The organism is Paraburkholderia sp. MM6662-R1 (assembly GCF_050436245.1).
In the GTDB taxonomy this organism is placed as follows: domain Bacteria; phylum Pseudomonadota; class Gammaproteobacteria; order Burkholderiales; family Burkholderiaceae; genus Paraburkholderia; species Paraburkholderia tuberum.
In genome coordinates this window covers 880,497-903,750 of sequence record NZ_JBNDLV010000001.1, presented here as the reverse complement: position 1 = coordinate 903,750, position 23,254 = coordinate 880,497, and the positions used below count along the sequence as shown (strand labels likewise).

Genomic DNA, 23,254 nt, shown 5'->3' with positions numbered 1-23,254 from the left:
CGCCGAACGTTTCCCATGAGGTTCAGGCGCGGCGTTCACGGTTCGCAGGCGGTCGTGAAGAAGCGCCGTCACCCGATACGTATTCAGGATACTCATAATGGCTATTGTTGAAGTCAAGGTTCCCCAGCTTTCCGAGTCGGTCTCGGAGGCAACCATGCTGCAGTGGAAGAAGAAGCCCGGCGAGGCTGTCGCTCAGGACGAAATCCTCATCGAAATCGAGACCGACAAGGTCGTGCTCGAAGTGCCGGCACCGGCAGCAGGCGTGCTCGCGCAAGTCATTTCGAACGACGGCGACACGGTCACGGCTGAGCAGGTGATCGCGAAGATCGACACGGAAGGCACCGCAGGCGCCGCCGCTGTCGAAGCCGAAGTGAAGCCGGCTCCGGTCGCTGCCGCGGCTCCCGCACCGGCGGCTCAGGCCGCTGTCGCAACGGGGTCGAACACCGCTGCTTCGCCGGCTGCCGGCAAGCTGATGGCAGAGAAGGGTCTGGCTGCGGGCGACGTCGCCGGCACCGGCCGCGACGGCCGTATCACGAAGGGCGACGTGCTCGTCGCCGGCCAGGCTGCTCCGGCTGCCAAGGCTGCACCGGCTCCGGCTGCCGCACCGAAGGCTGCGAAGCCGTCGCTGCCGGACGTCAAGGCCCCGGCATCGGCCGATCAATGGCTGAAGGACCGTCCGGAACAGCGCGTGCCGATGTCGCGTCTGCGTGCTCGTATCGCCGAGCGTCTGCTCGAGTCGCAGCAAACCAACGCCATCCTCACGACGTTCAACGAAGTGAACATGGCGCCGGTCATGGAGCTGCGCAACAAGTACAAGGACAAGTTCGAGAAGGAACACGGCGTGAAGCTCGGCTTCATGTCGTTCTTCGTGAAGGCGGCTGTTCACGCGCTGAAGAAGTTCCCGCTCGTGAACGCGTCGATCGACGGTAACGACATCGTCTACCACGGCTACTTCGACATCGGTATCGCTGTCGGTTCGCCGCGCGGTCTGGTGGTGCCGATCCTGCGCAATGCAGATCAGCTGAGCCTCGCCGACATCGAGAAGAAGATCGCCGAATTTGGCCAGAAGGCGAAGGACGGCAAGCTGTCCATCGAAGAAATGACCGGCGGTACGTTCTCGATCTCGAACGGCGGCGTGTTCGGCTCGATGCTGTCCACCCCGATCATCAACCCGCCGCAGTCCGCGATTCTCGGCGTGCACGCCACCAAGGAACGCGCAGTGGTCGAAAACGGCCAGATCGTGATCCGCCCGATGAACTACCTCGCGCTGTCGTACGACCACCGTATCATCGACGGCCGCGAAGCAGTGCTGTCGCTGGTCGCGATGAAGGATGCGCTGGAAGATCCGGCTCGCCTGCTGCTCGACCTGTAAGCGCACGTTCCACCGACGCCGGCCCGCGGTTTGCGCGGGCCGGCGTCATCCGTAGCACGTCTTTAGCATTCCGCAGTACAGGAACGGCGCGCGCCACCTCGGGTGGCCCGGCGCCGTTCCGCCATCAAAGGGATTGTCATGTCCAAAGAATTTGACGTCGTCGTGATCGGCGCAGGCCCTGGCGGTTATATCGCCGCCATCCGCGCAGCGCAGCTCGGCAAGACCGTCGCATGTATCGAAAAGTGGAAGAACCCGGCCGGCACGCTGAAGCTCGGCGGCACCTGCCTGAACGTCGGCTGCATTCCGTCGAAGGCGCTGCTCGCTTCGTCGGAAGAGTTCGAGAACGCGTCGCATCACCTTGCCGACCACGGCATCTCGGTGGAAAACGTCTCGGTCGATATCTCGAAGATGATGGGCCGCAAGGACGGCATCGTCGAGAAGATGACCAAGGGCATCGAATTCCTGTTCCGCAAGAACAAGATCACGTGGCTCAAGGGCCATGGCAAGTTCACCGGCAAGACGGACGCCGGCGTGCAGATCGAAGTGAGCGGCGAAGGCGAAGATGGTGCAAGCAGCGAAGTCGTCACGGCGAAGAACGTGATCATCGCAACGGGTTCGAAGGCGCGTCATCTGCCGGGCATTCCGGTCGACAACAAGCTGATCGCCGACAACGAAGGCGCACTGTCGTTCGACACGGCACCGAAGAAGCTCGCCGTGATCGGCGCAGGCGTGATCGGTCTGGAACTCGGCTCGGTGTGGCGCCGCCTCGGCGCGGACGTGACGGTGCTCGAAGCGCTGCCGGAATTCCTCGGCGTGGCTGACCAGGCGCTGTCGAAGGAAGCGGCCAAGCAGTTCAAGAAGCAAGGTCTCGACATCCACGTCGGCGTGAAGGTCGGCGAAGTGAAGACGAGCGAAAACGGCGTGACGATCGCCTACACGGACAAGGACGGCAACGCGCAGACGCTCGAAGCCGACCGCCTGGTCGTGTCGGTCGGCCGCGTGCCGAACACCGACAACCTCGGCCTCGAAGCGATCGGCCTGAAGGCCAACGAGCGCGGCTTCATCGACGTGGACGACCACTGCGCGACGGCCGTGCCGAACGTGTACGCGATCGGTGACGTGGTGCGTGGCCCGATGCTCGCGCACAAGGCTGAGGACGAAGGCGTGCTGGTTGCCGAAGTGATCGACGGTCAGAAGCCGCACATCGACTACAACTGCATTCCGTGGGTGATCTACACCGAACCGGAAATCGCATGGGTCGGCAAGACGGAGCAGCAACTGAAGGCGGAAGGCCGCGAGATCAAGACCGGCCAGTTCCCGTTCATGGCTAACGGCCGCGCGCTCGGCATCAACAAGGCAGACGGTTTCGTCAAGATGATCGCCGACGCGAAGACCGACGAACTGCTCGGCGTGCATATCATCTCGGCGAACGCATCGGACCTGATCGCGGAAGCCGTGGTGGCGATGGAGTTCAAGGCGGCGTCGGAAGACATCGGCCGTATTTGCCATCCGCACCCGTCGCTGTCGGAAGTCATGCGCGAAGCGGCACTCGCCGTCGACAAGCGCGCGCTGAACATGTAAGCACGCACGCCTGACCGAAACGCAACCTTGGCATCACCAAAGGCGGGCGGGGTTCAATCCCTCCCGCCTTTCTTTTTGCAGCAACACGATGAACGTCACCGAATACTACGAAAAAGAACTGCAGACGCGCGGTTATCAATCCGATCCGGCGCAGCGCGCGGCGGTCGACCGCCTGCAGCGGTGCTATGAAGAGTGGGTCGCATACAAGTCGCGCCGCTCGAACGCGTTCAGGAAGCTGATCATTCACCCCGATCTGCCGCGCGGCGTGTACATGTGGGGCGGCGTGGGCCGCGGCAAGAGCTTCCTGATGGACAGCTTCTACATGATCGTGCCGTTGCATCGCAAAACCCGTCTGCACTTCCACGAGTTCATGCGCGAAGTGCATCGCGAACTCGAAGAACTCAAAGGCCGGGCCGATCCGCTCGACGAACTCGCGCGGCGCATTGCGAAGCGCTATCGGCTGATCTGTTTCGACGAATTCCACGTCTCGGATATCGCCGACGCGATGATCCTGTATCGCCTGCTCGACAAGCTGTTCGAGAACGGCGTGCAGTTCGTGATGACGTCAAACTACGCGCCCGACACGCTGTACCCGGACGGCCTGCATCGCGACCGCATGCTGCCCGCGATCGAACTGATCAAGCAGAAGCTCGACGTGATCAACGTCGATGCGGGGATCGATTATCGCCAGCGCACGCTCGCGCAGGTGGAGGTCTATCACACGCCACTGGACGCCGCCGCCGGCAAGGCGCTGCGCGACGCCTTCGCGCGCCTCGCCGCGGTGCCCGACGAAAGCCCGCTGCTGCATATCGAGAAGCGCGAGCTGAAGGCGCTGCGCCGCGCGGACGGCGTGGTCTGGTTCGACTTCGCGACGCTGTGCGGGGGCCCGCGCTCGCAGAACGACTACCTCGAACTCGCGACCCGCTTTCACGCGGTGATCCTGTCGGACGTGCCGCAGATGTCGGTGCGCATGGCGTCGGAAGCGCGCCGCTTCACGTGGCTCATCGACGTGTTCTACGACCACAAGGTCAAGCTGTTGATGTCGGCTGCGGTGCCGCCGGAGCAGTTGTACGTCGACGGTCCGATGGCTAATGAATTCACGCGTACGGTGTCGCGCATCGTCGAGATGCAGTCGAAGGAGTATCTCGACACGCCGCGCCGGATCGTCGACACGTCCCTAACCTGAGCTACCGCGCACGACACATTTTCAGGATTCGGAGTGGTCTGATATTCCGCGCACGGATAACTGGCTATCTTTTGTCGTTGTTCTGACAAAGGAGGAAGCATGAACCCGTATCGCGAAATCACCGATGAAGAATGGCAGCGCGTTGCGCCACTGCTGCCCGAACTCCGGCCGCGTACCGAAATGCGTGGCCGTCCACTTGCCGATACCCGCTCGGTGCTCAACGGCGTGCTTTGGGTCATGTATAGCGGCGCCACCTGGTCCAAAATGCCGCGCCGCTACCCGTCATATCAGACCTGTCATCGCCGCTTCAAGTCGTGGTACGAATCGGGCGTGCTCAAGCACGTCACGGAGCAACTGCTCGACACCGCGAGCGAAGATTTCTGCAGATTGATGGAAGCGCGTATGCGCACGCACGCGAGCGTGCGGCACAAGCGCGCCGCGTCCAAGCGCGTGCCCGCGGCGTTTCGTGTTCCGGCCGCCGTATACAATCCGGTACCGGCCACGTCGGTGCCGGCGTCGCCGATCGCTTACGCTGCACCGCTCAAGCAGGCAGCATGACCATCGCAAACAGCTTGCCCCAATGAAAACGGCCGCGCGATTCTTGATCGCCGGCCGTTTTTTATGTTGCACCTCCTGGCGCCGAGCGCGCATCGTTGCAGCATCATGCGCACATTCAGGCGACGTGCCAGGCGCCACGCATGCGCCGCACGTCGACCCTCATTGCTGCCGTATCCACGTTTGCGAGCGGCCAAGCAGCGCGACCGCAATGTAGCCACGCACCACGAGCTTGTTGCCGCCGTCCTCGAGATGCATCTTGCATTTGTAGACCTTGCCGTTTTCAGGATCGAGAATCTGGCCGTGATCCCACGCGTCGCCATCCTTCTTCATGCTGTTGATGATGGTCATGCCGAGGACCGGTTGATCCTTGCGCGCGTCGGTGCATTCGGTGCAACGGCGATCCGGCTGGTCGTTCGCGCCGAGACCCTTGATAACCTTGCCGTTCAGTTCGCCATTGCTGTCTTGTGCGATCTGCACGAGCGCCTTCGGCTGGCCCGTGTGATCGTCGATGGTTTGCCACGTGCCGATCGGTGTATCGGTCTGCGCCATCGCGGTCACGGCGCTGGCGAGCAGGGCGCCGGCGAGCGCGGCGTGACGGGCGGTGCGCAGCGCAAGCGCGCCGGCACGTCGAGTGAATTGCGTCATTGCCTTCCTCCTTGATATGAGACGGCGCGATCATGGTCGCGCGGCGTTATGGGCATCGTGGTCGGATGTGCGTTACCGGCCCTCGCGATGCGCAACGGTGCCAGCGGTGTGCCGTTTGCATCGTCAGCGCAGAATACGCGAAAGTGCATGCGTCGTTTGATAGTGGAGCTTCTAATCCGCTCGCGGCACTTCTGAAGCGTGTCAATTCAGCTGGTAGCAGAACCTGGCGTTGATGCACGGACTGTGCGATGCGCTCTCCACCGGCGCATCACCGACCGCTTTTCCGACGGACACATCGAGGCTGTCGCAGTGCGCATATGTGAAGCCGAGCGTGATCGGCCGGTTGGCCTCGACTGTCGCGCTCCAGCCGGAAGCGCTCGACGCATCGCCCGGCTCATGGCATGTCCTCGCCGACGAGCGGTGTGAAGCGTGGCGCGACTTCGTCGAACGAAATCGACTTCCCGCCGTCGACCTGCACGGTCAGGTTCGGACCGCGGTGGGGCGCCTCGATCAGCGGCAGGGAATCGAACGGATCGTCGTCTACCGCCGCGCCGGTGAGGCGGGACTATGCTTGTGCCTGTTATAGAAGCAAACGCGCAAGTACCATATTTTCGACGAAGAGCCCGAAACCCGCCAAAGTAAGTAATAATTCCCCGTTTTCTACTAAAACAAAATCTGTTCAACAGGTATCACATGGACCGAAAGTCGAAGCTACGAGAGATTGCTCTGGCCGCATGCATCGTATTGGGGGCCCTTCAGGGCGCGAATGCACAGGCTCTGCAGAACAGTGGTGCGAGCGGTACGGTCGTTTCCCAGCCGGGTACGACGAGTTCGTTGCCCGACACCTCGCAGGCCGGCCAGGCGGAAACCACTGCACTGACGCCGGACGAAAACCGGCAATCCGCCACCGGGAACGTGGCTGAATTGCAGCAGATGATCCACGGCCCGGATCTGAGCGAATTGCGCACCACGTATAACGGCAGCTATGGCGCGAGCCTGCTGTTCTACGGCAAGGAGATGACCTACTACGTCGCGCTGTTCCAGCAGAAAAACTTCTGGCGCGTGATCAAGTCGCAGGACGCCGCGCGCGCGGAGCTGATCTACAAGGATTTCGCGCGGCAGACGATGCAACTGTCGGACATCGAGATCCGCCGTACGCAACTCGAAGCGCAGAAGGCGTTCACGCAGCGCATGGTCGCGCTGTCGCAGGAACGCGCGAGCCGGCTGCAGGCCGACCTCGACGTCGCGCGTCAGCAGCAAAGCATCGTCGCGAGCCAGCAGGAGCAGAAGCGCGCCGAGGCGACCGAACTGGCGCAGCAGAAGGCCGCCGCGCAGGATCAGTTGCGCGTCGCGCAGCGCCAGGTGCGCGACCTGCAGCGTCAGCTCAATAGCGGCTTGCCGGTGCATTGAGCACGACGTGGCGGGACGGCGCGGAAATCGGTGCGCCGTCCGGCTCGTCCGCGGGCGTTACCGTGGTTATATTTGATCGGTGCTTTCCACACCCCGCCAGCCCGCGCATCGCACTTTTACCGCCGGGCTTTCCGGCATTTGCACTCGGCATTTTTCGCGAGCCTTGACGGCTCGTTGCCGCGTCGTTGTGCGCCGCCGTCGTACGACGCAAGACGGCGCGACTTCAATGCCGCTTGCGCGTATCCGCTTGCGTCTTGCGCATCCGTTCGCGAGGCGGCTGCGTCACGTCGACGGCGATCGGATCGCTGGCGGGAAAGCTTTCCATCAGCGCTTCGTCGAGCCGCGTATCGGCGGACGTCGGGGGCGTCCGGCGCGTGCGCGCCGGTCGGGAGGCATGCTGGTTTTTGCTGGTCATGGCGTGCTCCATCGGTAGAGGGTCGATCATTCAGCATAGCGCATCGCGGCTATCGGCGAACGACCGCCAGATGGCGCAGGCGCGTCGTTTAAAGCCGGCCGGCATCGATTCGTTCTCCGAGTGTCCCGGCCGCGCTCGAGCCGCGAACGACACCTCCATCGATTCATCACACAGCGAACCAGATGAACGGGAAAAAGCCGGCGGGCTCGCGACGAGTGCTCGCAGCCCACGTCGTGGAAGCCGAACTGGAACACCTGGATTGGGAGACCCGGCAACCGGCGCTGCACCTGTTCGACGCCGGCTACTGGCGGCGCCGCGTGCTGGCGGTCAAGGGGAGATTCGAGCTGACCGAGCGTCAGCTGACCCAACTGGAGAAAATTCTGCGGCGCCTCGGTCCGTCCACGGAGTAGCGAGGCGCGGCCGCTACAGCTTCTTCGTATTTATTCCTGATTGCCGCCGGGGCTGCCGCCGCCGTGGTTGCCGCCATGATTGCCGCTTTCGCCGCCGTTGCCGAACAGACGCCGCCGCCGCGTGACGACCACCGGACCTTCGGAGTTGCCGCTGCGCTCGCTCGGCGCGCGTTCCGCCGACGGCGTGCCGTACGATTCACGCCCTTCGCGCGGCTCGCGATGTTCGCGCGAACCATGCGGACCGCGCGCGCCATGTTCGCCATGCGACGTTCGGCCGGTGCGCGGCGCGGGCCGCGTGCCGGTGTCGAGCTGGATCGTGGAGATCGCGCGCTTGTAGATGCCTTGCAGGCCAACCGGCGTGCGCAGCATCACCAGGTACTGATCGAACGACTCGATGCATCCGGTCAGGCGGATGCCGTTGACCAGATAGATTTCGACGCGCTTTCGTTCCTTGCGCGCAGCGTTCATGAAGTCGTTTTGCGGATGCGATTCTGCGGAAGCCATGGACAATTCAGGTTAGGTAGACGGTGGTTCGCCGCGATTTTACCCTTTCTACCCTATGCGGGGGCAGAACGCGTCGACGGGGGCGAACTTTGTCCACTATAACGACTTGTGAGCACATAAGCATCCGATAACGCGGGACTGTAACGTTGAGTTACGAATCTGCTGGTCAATGTCGTCTACTTCCGGTCTCTCCAGGCATTGCCGGCACGGTTGGCGGAAAAGGAAGAACATAGGGGGCATGTTGCGCGACCACGGCGGCGGCGTCGAAGCGCCGCGAAAAGCCCGGAGAAACAGCGCAGCGAAACAGCGCCACGACGGCGATGGAATAAACCACGCGATCGCGGCGTTAAGTCCAGTATGGCAGTACCGCATTCCGCGGCCTGCCGCCCGCCGCGCCGGTCGGTCGATCGCGTGCCGGGCATCTGCCAGGAGGCTCACCATGAAAGCATCCCGTATTCTGTCAGCGCTCTTCGTCCTGCTCGCGCTCGCGTGCGGCTCCCTCGCGCACGCGGCCGATACCGACAACGCCGCGTCGGGTTCGAGCAACAACAGCAACAGCAGCGGCGGCGGCTACTAACGCCGCGACCGGGCCTGGCACGCCGGGTGACATTCGAAGCGGAAGTGATCGCGTGGCTGCCGCAGCTGCGCCGCTATGCGCGCGCACTGACGGGCGACCGCGCCTGGGCCGACGATCTCGTGCAGGATACGGCGGAGCGCGCGCTTGCGCGCTGGTCGGCATTCCGTCCGAACAGCAACCTGCGCGCGTGGCTGCTGACGGATCCTGCGGCATCTGTACATCGACCAGCTGCGCGGGCGCCGCGAGATCGCCGTCGACGACGAAAGCGCGCCGTCGCGATCGACGTGTGCAGCGAGCTCGGTGGTAAGCCTGAGACGTGGCAGCAGTAGCGGGCGGTAGCGTGTCGTCAAGGTCGTTAGCGGCGACGCACGCATAGCTGCCCGCGCGACTGCACCCGCGGATTGCCCGACCGACAAGGAGACGCCTTGCCCCAGACGCTGCCGCCCAACCTGTCCGCCGCGCAGTTCGACCGGGCGCTCGCCGGCTGGCGCGCGATCGTCGGTGAAGCGCACGTGCTGCGTTCCGACGCCGGCCTCGCCGCCTATGGCGATCCGTTCGCGCCTGGCGAGCCGAGGGCGTTTGTCGCGAGCGCCGCGCTGCTGCCCGCGTCGGTCGATGAAATCCGTGCGGTGCTGCGCATCGCCAATCAGTACCGGATTCCGCTGTGGACCGTGTCGACCGGGCGCAACTTCGCGTACGGCGGCGCGGCGCCGCGTCTCAGCGGCTCGGTCGTGCTCGACTTGCAGCGCATGAACCGCATCCTCGAAGTCAACGAAACGCTCGCCTATGCGCTGGTCGAACCGGGCGTCAGCTATTTCGATCTGTACGCGCATCTGCGCGACAAGGGCTACAAGCTGTGGGTCGATCCACCGGCTGCCGGCTGGGGCAGCGTGGTCGGCAACACGCTGGAGCGCGGCTTCGGCTATACCGACTACGGCGATCATGCGGCGGCCCAATGCGGGATGGAGGTCGTGCTCGCCAACGGCGACGTGCTGCGCACCGGCATGGGCGGCGTCGAGATCGGCACTGCGTGGCAGCTGTATCAGCCGGGCTACGGGCCGTCGTTCGATGCGATGTTCATGCAGTCGAACTACGGCATCGTGACGAAACTCGGCGTGTGGCTGATGCCCGCGCCGCCCGCGTATCTGCTCGGCGAAATCCAGTTTCGTCGCGAGGCCGATCTGGAGGAGATCGTCGAGATTCTGCGGCCGTTGCGGCTCGACGGCACGATCCGCAATCACGCGGTGATCGAGGGCGGATTGCGGCGCGCGGCGAGCCTGTCGCCACGCCGGCAGTGGTACGACGGCGCGGGCGCGATGCCCGGGAGCGCGGTGCAGGCGATGCTCGACAAACTCGGCGTCGGGCACTGGAACCTGCATTTCGCGCTGTACGGCACGCCCGAGCTGATCGATGCGCGCTACGCGCTGATCGAGCGCGCGTTCGCGCGGGTGCCGGAGGCGCGGCTCACGGCGGCGCGCTATGCGGGCGATGCTCAGCCGACTGGCGGCGGCGACCGCAACATGGCCGGCATTCCCGCGATGACCGCGTTTCGCATGCTCGACTGGCGCGGCGGCGCGGGCGCGCACGTCGACTTCGCGCCGATCTGTCCGGCGACCGGGCGCGACGCGATGCGCCAGTACACGATGGTGAAAGCGCGCGCCGCCGAATACGGCTTCGACTACTACGGTGGCTTTACCGCGGGCGCGCGGCATCTGCATCATATTTTCGCGGCGATTTTCGATCGCGACGACGCGAATCAGGTGGAGCAGGCCGGCGCGCTGCTGCGCTCGCTGATGAGCGACGCGCGCGCGGCCGGCTACGGCGAATATCGCGCGCATCTCGCGTACATGGATTTCGCGGCCGCGCAATACAGCTTCAACGACGGTGCGTCGCTGCGCTTCGCCGAAACGCTGAAGGATGCGCTCGATCCGAACGGCATTCTCGCGCCGGGCAAGCAGGGCATCTGGCCGGCGGCATGGCGTGACCGGCGGGGGTACACGTGAACGACGCGTGCGGACACGCACGGCAGACCGAAGCGCAAACAGAACGGAACGTACACGCCAATGGATCGACGCACTTTCATGCTCACCGGTGCATGCCTCGCGACGGCCGCGGGCGGCGCATGGCCGTGGCTCGCGCAAGCCGCCGCGTGCGCTGACGATGCGCGCGCGTTCGCGATCGTCGACTCGACGCTCGAATGCGGCGCGTCGTTCGCACGCTATGCCGCGCATCTTCGGTTGCCGACCTTCGAAACCGGCGACGATGCGGGCGCGCTCTGGTTCACCACACTTGCGCCACTGCTCGACGTTGGGCGGACCCCGCACGCGATGCCCGCGCTGATCGGCTTCACGCGCGCGTCCGATTACTTCGTCCTGCAACACCTCGCGCTTCGCACGGGACGCTTCGTCGAGCATCGTCACGAAGCGCGCGAGGGACTGGATGCGCAACCCGCCCACGTGGCCTTCGCTCTGACGCCGCGCAGCGCGCGCTAGAACTTGTAGTCCTTGTTCTTCGGATCGAAGGTCGAATCGTCGAATGTCCTCGGCGTGATGCTCTCGAACACGATCTGCTCGAAAATCTTGCCGTCGTTGTCGTAAGACTGGACGCTGCGAAAGAACGGATGACGCAGATCGAGCCCGAGCGTTTCCTTTTTCGCGTAGAACCGTGGCTGGCCGACCGGTGTTTCGAACGTGAACGCGACGACGCGCACACCGTCGATGGTCTTCACTTCGATCTGCACCGAACGTGGCAAGCCGGCCTCGGTGTATTTTTTTCCTTCACTCAGGTATTGATCGGCAACGTACTCGGTGCCGAGATCGCGCACGCTGTGATTCGATTGCGAGCGTGCGAGCGCGCCGGTCAGCGACGTCCACAACGGCATCAGTTTCATGATGCCGCCGAGGTGGCCGTAGGTTTCGTCGCTACGTTTCGATTCGTCGTAGATGATTTCCTGGCCCGCGTGCGCGCCGTCGGGCAGCCACTTCGCGTAGATGCGCAGCGGGTCGTGCGCGACGCGCACCAGCATGTGATCGGGCTTGTCGGGCCATATGCCGCGAATGCGCTCGGAGCGCGACATCGTGAACTCGTAGGACGGGTAGTCGTTCGGTCCTTCCTTGATATAGCGCGGCAGCGCGAGCGGATCGAGCGACTGGAACAGCGCGACCAGTTGCGCGTCGTCGAGCTTTTCGAGCGTGCCGCTTTGCTGCGCGGCGCGCAGCCATTTGACCTGCTGGTCGAGCGTCAGCATGCCGACCTGCGCGGCCGGCGTGGTGGGCGGCTTGACGGCGCTCGCGGTGTCGAGCGGGGGCGGGCGATCGTCGTTCTGCGCGAAGGCCGTCGGCACCGACAGCAGGGCGAGCGCGACGAGCAGCGCACCCAGCAAGCGCTGTCGCCGGCGATGCGAACGGGCGGACATGCGGTGCTTCATGAATTTCTCCAGAAAGTGACGCGGCCGCTCATGCAACATGCAAGGCAATAACGCGAAGCAACGAAGCAATAACGCTTTGAAGCAACGCTTATTCCCGTCAGGCGGACTTCTGTTTCGCGAGTTCCTCGTCGCGCAACGCACGGCGCAGAATTTTGCCGACGTTGGTTTGCGGCAGCTCGTCGCGGAACTCGACGAGCTTCGGCACCTTGTAGCCAGTCAGATTCTTGCGGCAGTACGCAATCACCTGCTCGGCGGTCAGTGTCGGCGTGCGCCGCACGATGAACACCTTCACGCGCTCGCCCTGCGCGGGGTCGGACACGCCGATCGCGGCGACTTCGCGCACGTCCGGATGCGCGGCGATCACGTCCTCGATTTCGTTCGGATACACGTTGAAGCCCGACACGAGGATCATGTCCTTCTTGCGATCGATCAGACGGATAAAGCCGCGCGAGTCCATCACGCCGATGTCGCCGGTCGCGAGCCAGCCGTCGTCGTCGATCACCTTCGCGGTTTCGTCGGGGCGGTTCCAGTAGCCCTTCATGACCTGCGGGCCCTTCACGCACAGCTCGCCCGCCTCGCCGATATTGGCCCAGCTGCCGTCGTCTTTCCTGAAGCGCACCTGCGTGGACGGCGCGGGCAAGCCGATCGAGCCCTCGAAGTCGCGCAGATTGGTCAGATCGACCGGATTCATCGAGACGATCGGCGAGCACTCGGTGAGTCCGTAGCCCTCGATGATCGGCTTGCCCGTCACCGCCTTGAAGCGCTCGGCGACGGCTTTCTGCGTCGCCATGCCGCCCGCCATCGCGAGCTTCAGGTCCGAGAAGTCGCGCCGACAGAATTCCTCGTTGTCGAGGAACGCGTTATAGAGCGTGTTGACCGCGGTCATGCCGGTGAATTTTTCGTGACGGATGATCATCATCACGCGCTTCATGTCGCGCGGATTCGCGATCAGGATGTTGCGCCCGCCGAGCCCCATGAAGATCAGCGCATTCACGGTCAGCGAGTAGATGTGATAAAGCGGCAGCGGCGTGAGCACCGTTTCGCCCTCGCCGGACAGCTGCCCCGCGGCCCACGCCTTCGCCTGCAACAGATTGGCGAGAATGTTCCGGTGCGTGAGCATCGCGCCTTTCGCGACGCCGGTCGTGCCGCCCGTGTATTGCAGGAACGCGATGTCTTCGTGGGTCGCGCGCACCGGTGTGTGCGGCCGTGCATAACCGGCCGAAAGCGCTTTCAGGAGCGGCACCGCCTGCGGCAGCTTGTAAGGGGGCACCATCTTTTTCACGTGACGCAGCATGAAATTGAGCAGGTGTCCCTTCAGGTTCGCGCCGTCGGCGAGCAGATCGCCGAGCCCGGTCACGATCACGTTGCGCACCTTGGTGCCGGGCAATGCATCTTCGAGCGTCTTCGCGAAGTTCTCGAACACGACGATCGTCTGCGCGCCGCTGTCCTTTAGCTGGTGCGCGAGTTCGCGCACCGTGTAGAGCGGATTCACGTTGACGACCACCGCCCCCGCCTTGATCGTGCCGAACAGCGCGACCGGATACTGGAACGTGTTCGGCAGCATGATTGCGACGCGCTCGCCCGGCTCCACGCCGATGCTTTGCAGGTACGCCGCGAACGCGCTCGCCTTGCGGCCCAGTTCACCGTACGTCAGGTTCGCGCCGACGCTCACGTACGCGACGCGCTCGCGGAACTGTGCGATGCATTCGTCGAAGAACTGATCGATCGACTCGTATTGCGTGACGTCGATGTCGCGCGGCACGTCGTCCGGATAGGACGCGTACCAGATGCCGTCGGTGTTCGGAGCGGGGTGGGGCACCGGGTTTTGACGAGGCGTGCCGCCTGCGTCCGGCATGTGCAGCGGGGCTTGGGTGGGCTCGGTCATCGGTTGCCTCCTGAAAATGTTGGTATGCGCTGCCCTAGCGTTCCAGAATCGCGACGACCCCCTGGCCGCCCGCCGCGCAGATCGAGATCAGCCCGCGTGCGCTGCCGGCCGGTTGGTCGAGTTGCGCCAGCATCTTCGCGAGCGCGGCGACGATACGTCCGCCCGTCGCCGCAAACGGATGGCCGGTCGCGAGCGAACCGCCGTTCACGTTGAGCCTGGTGCGGTCGATCGCACCGAGCGCGCCGGCGAGGCCAAGCTGCGTGCGGCAATATTCGTCATCCTGCCATGCCGCGAGCGTGCACAACACCTGAGCCGCGAACGCTTCGTGGATTTCGTAGAAATCGAAGTCCTGCAGCGTGAGGCCGGCGCGCGCGAGCATGCGCGGCACCGCGTAGGCGGGCGCCATCAGAAGGCCTTCCTGCTGGTCGAAAAAGTCGACCGCCGCGGTTTCCGACCAGCTCAGATACGCGAGCACGGGCAAGCCACGCTCGGCCGCCCACGCTTCGCTCGCGAGCAGTACCGCGGATGCGCCATCGGTCAGCGGCGTCGAGTTGCCGGCGGTCAGCGTGCCCGCGTCGCGGTCGAATACGGGCTTCAGGTTCGCAAGCCTTTCGAGCGACAGGTCGGCGCGCAGGTTGTTGTCGCGCGCGAGGCCTTTGTACGGCGTCATCAGATCGTTGACGAAGCCGCGCGCGTACGCATCGGCGAGCTTGCGATGGCTCTCGTACGCGAGCACGTCCTGCGCCTCGCGCGAGATGTTCCAGCGCTTGGCCATCAGCTCGCAATGCTCGCCCATCGACAGCCCCGTGCGGGGCTCGCCGTTGCGCGGCAACAGCGGCTTGAACAACATGCCGGGCCGCAGCCTGCTGAGCGCGGCGAGACGCTGACCGGTACTCTTGCCGCGATTCGCTTCGAGCAGGATCTTGCGCATGCGCTCGTTGACGCCGATCGGCGCGTCGGACGTGGTATCGACGCCGCCCGCGATGCCCGCGTCGATCTGCCCGAGCGCGATCTTGTTGGCGACGAGGATCGCGGCTTCGAGGCCGGTGCCGCAGGCCTGCTGCACGTCGTAGGCGGGCGTTTCCTTCGCGAGCGTGGTGGACAGCACGGACTCGCGCGTCAGGTTGAAGTCGCGCGAATGCTTGATGACGGCGCCCGCCGCCACTTCGCCGAGACGCACGCCGTGCAGGTCATAGCGATCGATCAGCCCTTGCAGCGTGAAGCTCAGCATGTCCTGATTCGATGCGCTCGCGTACGCGGTGTTCGAGCGGGCAAACGGAATCCGGTTGCCCCCGATGACGGCGACGCGGCGCACGGCAGGTTGCGGGTGGGACATGCTCGGCTCCTTTGGGTCGTTCCCAGATTATTGGTCGATGCGAACGGCGCGCTCGCGGTTCACAGCAGCCGCCACTGCATGCGCCCGCGCAAATGCGGCTTTTCCCCGGCGATATCGCGCACCTCGAGATCGCGCTCGATCAGCGAAGGCGATGCGCTCCACAGCGACGCTTCGCCCGGCAGCAGCATCGGCACCTTGAACTCGGCGCTGAGCGTTGCTTCGGCGAGCGGCTTCGGCGGCTGCAGCGACGACGCCGCGCGCGCGAGCGTCCACATGCCATGCGCGATCGCGCGCGGAAAGCCGAACGCCTTCGCCGATAGCGCGCTGATGTGGATCGGGTTGTAGTCGCCGGACGCGCTCGCGTAGTCGCGGCCCAGTTGCGGCGCGAGCTGCCAGCGCGCGATCCGTTGCAGCGCATCGGGGCCGAGCGTCAACGCTTCGAGCGGATGGCCGAGCGCCGGCACCGCGCGCTTCAGATAGATGCTGTCGCCGTCCCACACCGCCTCGCCGCGCCGATAGATGCGCGTATGCACGACGAACGCCTGACCTCTGTCGTGACGCAGCAGCGCGCCGAATTCGACCTCGATGCGCAGCAGGTCCTTGTAGGCGAGCGGGCGGCGCAGCCGCACGTGATTGGCCAGATGCACGAGACCGAGCGCGGGCCACGGAAACGCGGGGTCGGTCAGCATCAGCAGATGCAGCGGAAACGCGAGCAGGTGCGGGTAGGTCAGCGGCACGCCGTGCTCGGGAATGAAGCCGCACACGCGCGCATAGCGCCACACGGGGCCGGGCTCGAGCACGACGGCGGGGCGCACGAGCCGCAACGGCGGCAGCCGCGTGTCGCGGCCGCGCTTGACGATGCCCGTCAGCGCGCGCCCGTACAGCTTTGCCGGCGCGGGCAGCGTTTCGATGACGACGGTTTTCGGCCGCGCGCCGTCGCCCGGCGCGGGAGCGAGCTGACGGCTGCCGAACGGATCACGCGGTTCGTCCATACCCATGCTCCCGTTCAGGCGCCAATCAGACTTTGACCGCACACGCGCACGACCTGGCCCGTCACGCCGGCCGAGCCCGGATGCGCGAGCCACGCGATGGTCTGCGCGACGTCGACGGGCTGGCCGCCCTGGCTCATCGAGTTCATGCGGCGGCCGGCCTCGCGGATCGCGAGAGGAATCTTCGCGGTCATCTGCGTTTCGATGAAGCCGGGCGCGACCGCGTTGATCGTGATGCCGCGCGCGCGCAGTGGCAGCGCCATGCTCTGCACCCGGCCGATCACGCCAGCCTTGGACGTGGCGTAGTTGGTCTGGCCGCGATTGCCCGCGATGCCGCCGATCGACGACACTGCGACGATGCGCCCGCCGTCGCGCAAGATGCCGCCCGCGAGCAGCGCGTCGTCGATGCGTTCCTGCGCGCTCAGGTTGATGTCGATCACGCTTTGCCAGACGGCGTCGGTCATCTTCGCGATGGTCTTGTCCTTCGTTATGCCGGCGTTGTGCACGACGATGTCGACGCCGAGCTCGTCGAGCGCGGCGGCGATCTGCGCGGGCGCTTCGGGCGCGGCGATGTCGAACGCGAGCGGGCTGCCGTTCAGCTGCCGCATCGTCGCATCGAGCGCGTCGCGCGCGGACGGAATGTCGAGGCCGATCACATGCGCGCCCTCGGCCGCGAGCACGCTCGCGATCGCCGCGCCGATGCCGCGTGCCGCGCCCGTGACCAGCGCACGCCGACCGGCGAGCGGCTGGCGCCAGTCGAGCCAGTCGAACGCGGGCGCGTCGTGCGGCAGCGCGCCATGTGCCGCGATCCGCACCACCTGACCGGACACATAGGCCGAGCGCGGCGACAGGAAAAAGCGCAGCGTCGCCTCGATGGCGTTTTCAGCGCCTTCCGCCACGTACACGAGATTCGCGGCGATGCCGCGCCGCGCTTCCTTACCGAGCGAGCGCACGAGCCCTTCGAGCGCGCGCTGGGCAGTCCACTGACGCGGGCTCGCGCAGGCCTCGGGCGGGCGGCCCAGCACGACGATGCGTCCACACTTGCCGAGCGAGCGCAGCGTGTCGTGGAAAAAGCCGTGCAGCGGTTCGAGCAGGCTGCTGTCGTCGATACCGCTCGCGTCGAACATCAACGCGGCAAGCTTGCCCGGCGCACCGGCTTCGGCCGGCTCGAAGCGGCCGGTCATCAGGCCGTGGCGATGGGCGAGCGGCACCCACAGCCCGGCGCTTTCGTGCGCGACGCTCGTCATGCCGATGGTGGCGATCAGACTCGCGAGCGCGTCGAACAGGCGCGGCTCGCGGCCCGCGCCGATCGCGATCAGTCCGTCGAACTCGGGCCGGTCCGCGCGATAGCGCCGCAGCACCTCGGGCTTCGGCAGCCCGAGCGAGCGCGCGAGACGGCCGCCGAACGGCGAGTTGACGAACTTCAGGTAGGAGTCGTTCATGTTATCGGTTGCTCCGCTGGACGCGCCGCAGGCAGCCCCGTGATTTTCAGGGGCGCCGGACGTGTGTCAGTGTGCCTTGAGTTGCGTGACTCCGGTACGGTTTGCCGCGCTGGGTCGGTAGTTTTTTCTGCGTCAGCGCGCGCATCAGGCCACCAGTTCCAGCGCCTTTTCGAGCGCCTGCTTGCGCTGTTGCAAGCTCGCGAGCAGGTCGAAGTCGGCCGGGAAATCGTCGACCTTGACGACCTGCGCGCCGTAGCGCGCGTAGTCGTCGAGCACGCGCCGCTCGTCCGCGTCGACGAGGCCCTGGCGTTGCGCCGCATCGGTCCATGCGGCGAACTGCGGCAGGCTTTGCGGCAGCGGTTCGAGCAGACCCTGCTTCACCGCCTCGCGCAGCTTCTGCTCGATTTGCGTGAACTGCGGATTGAGCGCGAACGCGAGCTCGCCATAGCCGAGCGCATCGACGTCGGGGTGCGGCACGTACGAGTCGGCGACGAGCCGCTCGCGCGCGGCGCCGGGCGTTTGCATCAGTTCGGCGATCTCGCTGCCGAGCCGGTCCGACGGCTCGCGATGCGGCAGGCCGAACGGGAATGCGAGCACACGCACGAGCGTCGCGGCGACCCGGTTCGGGTAGTTCGCGAGCACGCCGTCGAGCGCGTGCTGCGCCTTGTACAGCGCATCCTCGACGCCCCACCGCACGAGCGGCAGGTCGTCGTGCTGTCGGCCCTCGTCCTCGAAACGCTTCAGCGTCGCCGAGATCAGGAACAGTTGCGACAGCACGTCCCCGAGGCGTCCCGAGATGCGTTCGCGACGCTTCAGATCGCCGCCGAGCACGAACATCGACACGTCGGCGAGCAACGCGAACACGGCCGACAGACGCGTCGCCGCGCGATAGTACGCATGGAGCGGCGCATACGCGCGGCGCGGCTTCGCGATCAGCGCGCCGCCGCTCAGCCCATACACGGCACTGCGCACCACGTTCGACACCGTGAAATTCACGTGACCGAAGAACGCCGCGTCGAACTCGCGCAAGGCTTTCGCGCGATCGGGCTCGCGCGTCGCCGTCATTTCCTTCAACACGTACGGATGGCAGCGAATCGCGCCCTGGCCGAAGATGATCAGACAGCGCGTCAGAATGTTCGCGCCTTCGACGGTGATCGAGATCGGCATTTGCTGATACGCGCGCGCCAGAAAGTTCGACGGCCCCATGCAAATACCCTTGCCGGCGACGACGTCCATGCCGTCGTTGATGACCATGCGCGCGCGCTCGGTGATGTGATATTTGGCGATCGCCGAAATGACGGAGGGCTTTTCGCCGAGGTCGACCGCCTGCGCGGACAGGCGGCGCGCGGCGTCCATCACGTACAGGTTGCCGCCCATGCGGCCGAGCGCTTCCTGCACGCCCTCGAACTTGCCGACGGCGGTGCGGAACTGGCGCCGAATCGCGGCATATGCGCCGGTGCCGCGCACGGCGATCTTCGCCATCCCGACGTTCGACGACGGCAGCGAGATCGCGCGGCCCGCCGCCAGACACTCCATCAGCATGCGCCAGCCGTTGCCGACCTGGGCGCGTCCGCCGATCACCCAGTCGAGCGGAACGAACACGTCCTTGCCCGAGTTCGGGCCGTTCTGGAACACCGCGTTCAACGGCCAGTGACGCCGGCCGATGTCGATGCCGGGGTGGTCGGTCGGAATCAGCGCGCAGGTGATGCCGGGTTCGTCGTTCGCGCCGAGCAGATGGTCGGGGTCGAGCGCGCGGAACGCGAGGCCGAGTACGGTCGCGATCGGCCCGAGCGTGATGTAGCGCTTGTCCCACGTGACGCGAAAGCCGAGCGTCTCGCGGCCCTCGTGCAGGTCCTGGCAAGCGACGCCGACATCGGGAATCGCGGCGGCGTCGGACCCGGCATACGGGCTCGTCAGCGCGAAGCAGGGGATTTCCTCGCCGCGCGCGAGACGCGGCAGATAGTAGTTCTTCTGCGCGTCGGTGCCGTAGTGCATCAGCAACTCGGCCGGGCCGAGCGAGTTCGGCACCATCACCGACACGGCCGCGGCCGAGCAGCGCGTCGCGAGCTTCATGATCACCTGCGAATGCGCGTACGCGGAGAACTGTTTGCCGCCGTACTGCTTCGGAATGATCATGCCGAGAAAGCCGTGCTGCTTGATGAACTGCCACGTTGGCGGCGACAGGTCCTGCCAGACCATCGTGGTTTCCCAGTCGTTCGCGAGGTCGCACAGCTGCTCGCATTCGACGTCGAGGAACGTCTGCTCTTCGGCGCTGAGCATGGCCGGGCCATAGCCGAGCAGCGTGTCCCAGTGCGGGCGCCCCGAGAACAGCTCGGCGTCCCACCAGACCGTGCCCGCCTCGATCGCGTCGCGCTCGGTCGGCGACATCTGCGGCAGGATCTTGCGGAACGTGTCGAGCACCGGTTTCGCGAGCCATGCGCGGCGCAGCGGTTTGATCGTCAGCACGAGGGCGGGGAGTACGAACACGATCGCGAGCAGTGTCGTCAGCAGCGGGCCGGCCGCGCCGCTCACGAGCGCGGCCGCGACCCAGACGATCAGCGCCGCGAGCCACCATGAGGCGCGGGCCTGAACGTAGACGAGAGCGAATGCGGCGATGACGAGCGCCAGGATGAACCACGGCATGACGTTTCCTCCTCTGTGGTGACGCAATCGCCAGGCCAGCTGCGAGTCGCGCACTTGCGTCGGGCGTTACCGTGTCTTACCGATTCGACTGACGGGCACGGCGCAGCTGCGCAACGTAGATGTACTGCTTGTACTGCTCGGGTAAGCGAGCTCGATCGGGTTCCATGTACGACGTGTTGTGGTTACGTCGAGTGATGACGCCGTGAGACGTCGTCAGGCGGTGCCGTGCAGCCCATGCTGATAGCTTGCCGGCGCCGCTTCCATAGTGCCGCCGCGGCTGTTGCTGTCGAACGTGTCGCGTGCCATTGCGCGCGCGGCCTCCTCGCCGCTGGTGTGTTCTTGCGCACTGGCGAACGTGCCGTCCACGCCGCCGTCGGTCGCATCGCCGAGCACGGCGCCGAACGCGGCCAGTTGCGAGCCGTCCGGCAGCGGCGCCTTCAGCGCGGAGACCATCAGCGACGCCAGGCGCGCGATGGGCTGCACATCGTTCATCGACTTACCTTGCGAGAACTCGGCAATCAGGCTGTCGGTATCGGTGCCGGCGAGCACCCCCGACAGCGCGCCGATCGCGAAATGCAAGCGCCAGCCGAGCTCCTCGCGCGGCAGATGCGGCAGCGCGCGCTGGAACGCGTCGAAGAAGCGCATCGCCACCGCTTCGTAATGCGCGTTCAGAAAGTCGCGGATGAACGACGAGGGATCGGTGTAGGCGCGCCCGAGCAGGCGCAGAAACGCTTTGCCGCCGACACGCGGATCGCGCGACAGACGCAGCGCCGGAATGAACATCGCGCCGAGCACGTGCTCGCAGGTCAGGCGCGCGCCGAGCATGACGTCGAAACGGTCGAGCAGCTTCAGGCGCTCCCGGTTTCAGCTGATCGAGCCGGCGCGACAGCATCGAGTGAATCAGCGATTCCTTGCTGCCGAAGTGATAGTTGACCGCCGCGAGATTGACTTCGGCGCGCGAAGTGATCTGGCGCAGCGACATCGCCTCATAGCCGGATTCGATGAACAGCGTCTCCGCGGCGTCGAGAATGCGTGACTTCGTATCGCCGGCATGCCGGCCGGGTGTGCGAACTGCCATGTTGCCGTCTCCCAGTTGCCGGGGCTGCCGGCTCGCAAACACGCGATTCAAATCGATATTTGAAACGACCGTTTTTTTAGGATAAGAAAGGATGGTCGGTGCGATCAAGGGACGGGCTCGACGAACTCCTCTAGAAGACCTGTCGGGGAGCCATGCTGGCGAAGCGCGGCGCGTCATGCCGCGCGGAAAATAAAAAGACCGTTCCGAACGAATCGGAACGGCCTCGTGTCGTGTTGCGATGTAATCTGGCCTTGCGCTCGACGACCGGGTTGACCCGGCTCCCACGCGTTGACGCACATTGGCTAGCCGTCTGGTTCGAAAGCCTCAAGCTCTTAAACTTGTCCTCCGACCGCGCTACCCGTCGAGCCCGCGCCGACGACTTCACGCGCGGACTGCGTCATGTCGATGCCGCGGCGCTCGCGGCTGAACGGAATCAGCGCGCAGATCAGGATCGCGACGATGCCGACCACGATCGCCAGCACGAGCGCGTAGTTGTTGCCGTGCACTTCGGCGATTTTCGCTTGCAGCGGACCGTTGACCGACGCGATCAGATTGCCGAGCTGATACACGAGACCGGGGAAGGTCGCGCGGATTTCATCGGGCGAGATTTCGTTCAGGTGCACCGGAATCACGCCCCAGGCGCCTTGCACCGAGATCTGCATCAGGAACGCGCCGAGCGCGAGCAGCATCGGCGTGGTCGAGAAGGCCCACAGCGGCAGCACCGGCAACGCGATCAACGCGGCGATGAAAATCGCGCGCTTGCGACCGATCTTCTCCGACGCCCAGCCGAAGAACAGACCCCCGCAGATCGCGCCGATGTTCAGCGTGATCGTGATCCACGACACCGTGTGCGCGTCGAACTGGCGCTGTACGCGCAGGAAGGTCGGATACAGATCCTGCGAGCCGTGCGAGAAGAAGTTGAAGGCGGTCATCAGGATGATCGCGTACATCGACAGACCGACGTTCAGCTTGAGCGTCGCGACGAGGCCAGGACGGACCTTCTTCTCGAGCGTCTTGAACGCGGGCGACTCCGGCACGTGCGCGCGAATGTACAGCACGAGCAGCGCGGGCAGCACGCCGACGAAGAACATGCCGCGCCAGCCGATGTATTGATAGAACAGGCCGAACACGATCGACGCGAGCAGGTAGCCGCTCGGATAACCGGCTTGCAGAAGACCCGACACGATACCGCGCGACTTCGTCGGCACGGTTTCCATGGTCAGCGCGCCGCCGACACCCCATTCGCCGCCCATCGCGATACCGAACAGCGCGCGCAGCACGAGCAGCGTCATCAGGTTCGGCGACAGACCGGACAGCAGTTCGAGCAGGGAGAAGCACGCGATGTTGATCATCAGTGTCGGACGGCGGCCGTATTTGTCGGCGAGCCAGCCGAAAATCAATGCGCCGAGCGGGCGCATCATCAAGGTCAGCATGATCGCGACTGTGACCGAAGGAATGTCCGTATTGAATTCCTGCGCGATATCTTTCAATACGAACACCATCAGAAAGAAATCGAATGCGTCGAGGGTCCAGCCTAGATAGGCGGCGATCGTGACGTTTCTCTGTTCCCGAGTCCAGCTCATTGATTGTTCTCCTCAGTCTCCACAAAACCGCGTTTTGATCGCGGACGGCACCGTAGCCCTTGCGCCTTATGGCAAGCGCTTCCCGGCGAGTGTACGCCGAGCATTAAACGTCTGCATGGTTGAAGCCGGTTTTCTCCGTGTTAATCCGGAGAGCAATTTTCGTGCTGAATTCGTCATGCATGTTTAATGTCGGAAAAATGTAATTGCCGGTTC

Annotated in this window: 20 protein-coding genes and 3 pseudogenes; 11 read left to right on the top strand and 12 right to left on the bottom strand. The window is 65.1% G+C overall.

The window, feature by feature from the left end; translation table 11 throughout:
• Window positions 1-97 precede the first annotated feature (97 nt).
• From odhB to OKW39_RS04385, 4 genes are all read left to right on the top strand, one after another.
• Entirely contained in the window at window positions 98-1,372 is a 1,275-nt protein-coding gene (gene odhB, locus OKW39_RS04400) for a 2-oxoglutarate dehydrogenase complex dihydrolipoyllysine-residue succinyltransferase (protein WP_184029896.1), read from the top strand.
• 138 nt (window positions 1,373-1,510) lie between these two features.
• Window positions 1,511-2,953, top strand: coding sequence for a dihydrolipoyl dehydrogenase (gene lpdA / locus OKW39_RS04395; protein WP_429336245.1), 1,443 nt, complete (start codon window positions 1,511-1,513; stop codon window positions 2,951-2,953).
• A gap of 88 nt (window positions 2,954-3,041) precedes the next feature.
• Entirely contained in the window at window positions 3,042-4,139 is a 1,098-nt protein-coding gene (gene zapE / locus OKW39_RS04390) for a cell division protein ZapE (protein ID WP_090804139.1), read from the top strand.
• A 99-nt stretch (window positions 4,140-4,238) separates the two neighbouring features.
• Window positions 4,239-4,697, top strand: coding sequence for a transposase (locus OKW39_RS04385; protein ID WP_429562156.1), 459 nt, complete (start codon window positions 4,239-4,241; stop codon window positions 4,695-4,697).
• Between the two features lie 159 nt (window positions 4,698-4,856).
• On the opposite strand, the gene OKW39_RS04380 is transcribed toward OKW39_RS04385, so the two are convergent.
• On the bottom strand, window positions 4,857-5,342 hold the full coding sequence (locus tag OKW39_RS04380; protein WP_429562155.1) for a DUF2147 domain-containing protein: 486 nt from the start codon (window positions 5,340-5,342) through the stop codon (window positions 4,857-4,859).
• A 201-nt stretch (window positions 5,343-5,543) separates the two neighbouring features.
• A pseudogene (locus tag OKW39_RS04375) lies at window positions 5,544-5,741 on the bottom strand (ShlB/FhaC/HecB family hemolysin secretion/activation protein); the annotation flags it as partial.
• Here OKW39_RS04375 and OKW39_RS04370 point away from each other — a divergent pair.
• The gene (locus OKW39_RS04370; RefSeq protein WP_429562154.1) at window positions 5,662-5,928 is read left to right on the top strand and encodes a hypothetical protein; all 267 of its coding nucleotides are present in this window, start codon (window positions 5,662-5,664) and stop codon (window positions 5,926-5,928) included. The pseudogene OKW39_RS04375 and the gene OKW39_RS04370 sit on opposite strands and share 80 nt — an antisense overlap.
• A 107-nt stretch (window positions 5,929-6,035) precedes the next feature.
• Entirely contained in the window at window positions 6,036-6,752 is a 717-nt protein-coding gene (locus OKW39_RS04365) for a DUF2968 domain-containing protein (RefSeq protein WP_429562153.1), read from the top strand.
• 223 nt (window positions 6,753-6,975) lie between these two features.
• Here the strand turns inward: OKW39_RS04365 and OKW39_RS04360 are convergent, their stop codons facing one another.
• Entirely contained in the window at window positions 6,976-7,167 is a 192-nt protein-coding gene (locus OKW39_RS04360; protein WP_090805694.1) for a hypothetical protein, read from the bottom strand.
• 182 nt (window positions 7,168-7,349) lie between these two features.
• On the opposite strand from OKW39_RS04360, the gene OKW39_RS04355 reads away from it, so the two are divergent.
• Window positions 7,350-7,577, top strand: coding sequence for a hypothetical protein (locus OKW39_RS04355; protein WP_090804147.1), 228 nt, complete (start codon window positions 7,350-7,352; stop codon window positions 7,575-7,577).
• A 30-nt stretch (window positions 7,578-7,607) separates the two neighbouring features.
• On the opposite strand, the gene hfq is transcribed toward OKW39_RS04355, so the two are convergent.
• Window positions 7,608-8,081: an RNA chaperone Hfq gene (hfq, locus tag OKW39_RS04350; protein ID WP_090804149.1), complete on the bottom strand. Its 474-nt coding sequence runs from the start codon at window positions 8,079-8,081 to the stop codon at window positions 7,608-7,610.
• Window positions 8,082-8,520: 439 nt separating this feature from the next.
• Here hfq and OKW39_RS04345 point away from each other — a divergent pair, with 439 nt between their 5' ends.
• From OKW39_RS04345 to OKW39_RS04330, 4 genes and pseudogenes are all read left to right on the top strand, one after another.
• Window positions 8,521-8,658, top strand: a complete 138-nt coding sequence (locus tag OKW39_RS04345; RefSeq protein ID WP_167368637.1) for a hypothetical protein — start codon at window positions 8,521-8,523, stop codon at window positions 8,656-8,658.
• A 26-nt stretch (window positions 8,659-8,684) separates the two neighbouring features.
• Window positions 8,685-8,940 (top strand): annotated as a pseudogene (locus OKW39_RS04340) (sigma-70 family RNA polymerase sigma factor); the annotation flags it as partial.
• A 143-nt stretch (window positions 8,941-9,083) separates the two neighbouring features.
• Window positions 9,084-10,661 (top strand): FAD-binding oxidoreductase, encoded by a 1,578-nt coding sequence (locus OKW39_RS04335; protein WP_429562152.1) that lies wholly within the window; start codon window positions 9,084-9,086, stop codon window positions 10,659-10,661.
• Window positions 10,662-10,721: 60 nt separating this feature from the next.
• Window positions 10,722-11,150 carry a hypothetical protein gene (locus OKW39_RS04330; RefSeq protein ID WP_184029836.1) on the top strand — a complete coding sequence of 143 codons (429 nt, stop codon included), beginning with the start codon at window positions 10,722-10,724 and terminating at the stop codon, window positions 11,148-11,150.
• Here OKW39_RS04330 and OKW39_RS04325 read toward each other — a convergent pair.
• From OKW39_RS04325 to OKW39_RS04290, 8 genes and pseudogenes are all read right to left on the bottom strand, one after another.
• A complete protein-coding gene (locus OKW39_RS04325; protein WP_429562151.1) occupies window positions 11,147-12,085 on the bottom strand; it encodes a DUF1571 domain-containing protein in 939 nt (312 codons plus the stop codon). The two genes, OKW39_RS04330 and OKW39_RS04325, sit on opposite strands and share 4 nt — an antisense overlap.
• A 97-nt stretch (window positions 12,086-12,182) precedes the next feature.
• Window positions 12,183-13,970 carry an AMP-binding protein gene (locus OKW39_RS04320; RefSeq protein WP_429562150.1) on the bottom strand — a complete coding sequence of 596 codons (1,788 nt, stop codon included), beginning with the start codon at window positions 13,968-13,970 and terminating at the stop codon, window positions 12,183-12,185.
• Window positions 13,971-14,004: 34 nt separating this feature from the next.
• Window positions 14,005-15,306 carry an acetyl-CoA C-acetyltransferase gene (locus OKW39_RS04315; protein WP_090804156.1) on the bottom strand — a complete coding sequence of 434 codons (1,302 nt, stop codon included), beginning with the start codon at window positions 15,304-15,306 and terminating at the stop codon, window positions 14,005-14,007.
• Between the two features lie 59 nt (window positions 15,307-15,365).
• The gene (locus OKW39_RS04310) at window positions 15,366-16,298 is read right to left on the bottom strand and encodes a MaoC/PaaZ C-terminal domain-containing protein (RefSeq protein WP_429562149.1); all 933 of its coding nucleotides are present in this window, start codon (window positions 16,296-16,298) and stop codon (window positions 15,366-15,368) included.
• Window positions 16,299-16,312: 14 nt separating this feature from the next.
• Entirely contained in the window at window positions 16,313-17,737 is a 1,425-nt protein-coding gene (locus tag OKW39_RS04305; protein ID WP_429562148.1) for a 3-oxoacyl-ACP reductase, read from the bottom strand.
• A 144-nt stretch (window positions 17,738-17,881) separates the two neighbouring features.
• Window positions 17,882-20,380 (bottom strand): acyl-CoA dehydrogenase, encoded by a 2,499-nt coding sequence (locus OKW39_RS04300; RefSeq protein ID WP_429562147.1) that lies wholly within the window; start codon window positions 20,378-20,380, stop codon window positions 17,882-17,884.
• A 213-nt stretch (window positions 20,381-20,593) separates the two neighbouring features.
• Window positions 20,594-21,458 (bottom strand): annotated as a pseudogene (locus OKW39_RS04295) (TetR/AcrR family transcriptional regulator).
• A 332-nt stretch (window positions 21,459-21,790) separates the two neighbouring features.
• The gene (locus tag OKW39_RS04290) at window positions 21,791-23,041 is read right to left on the bottom strand and encodes an MFS transporter (RefSeq protein WP_429562146.1); all 1,251 of its coding nucleotides are present in this window, start codon (window positions 23,039-23,041) and stop codon (window positions 21,791-21,793) included.
• Between the last annotated feature and the right edge of the window lie 213 nt (window positions 23,042-23,254).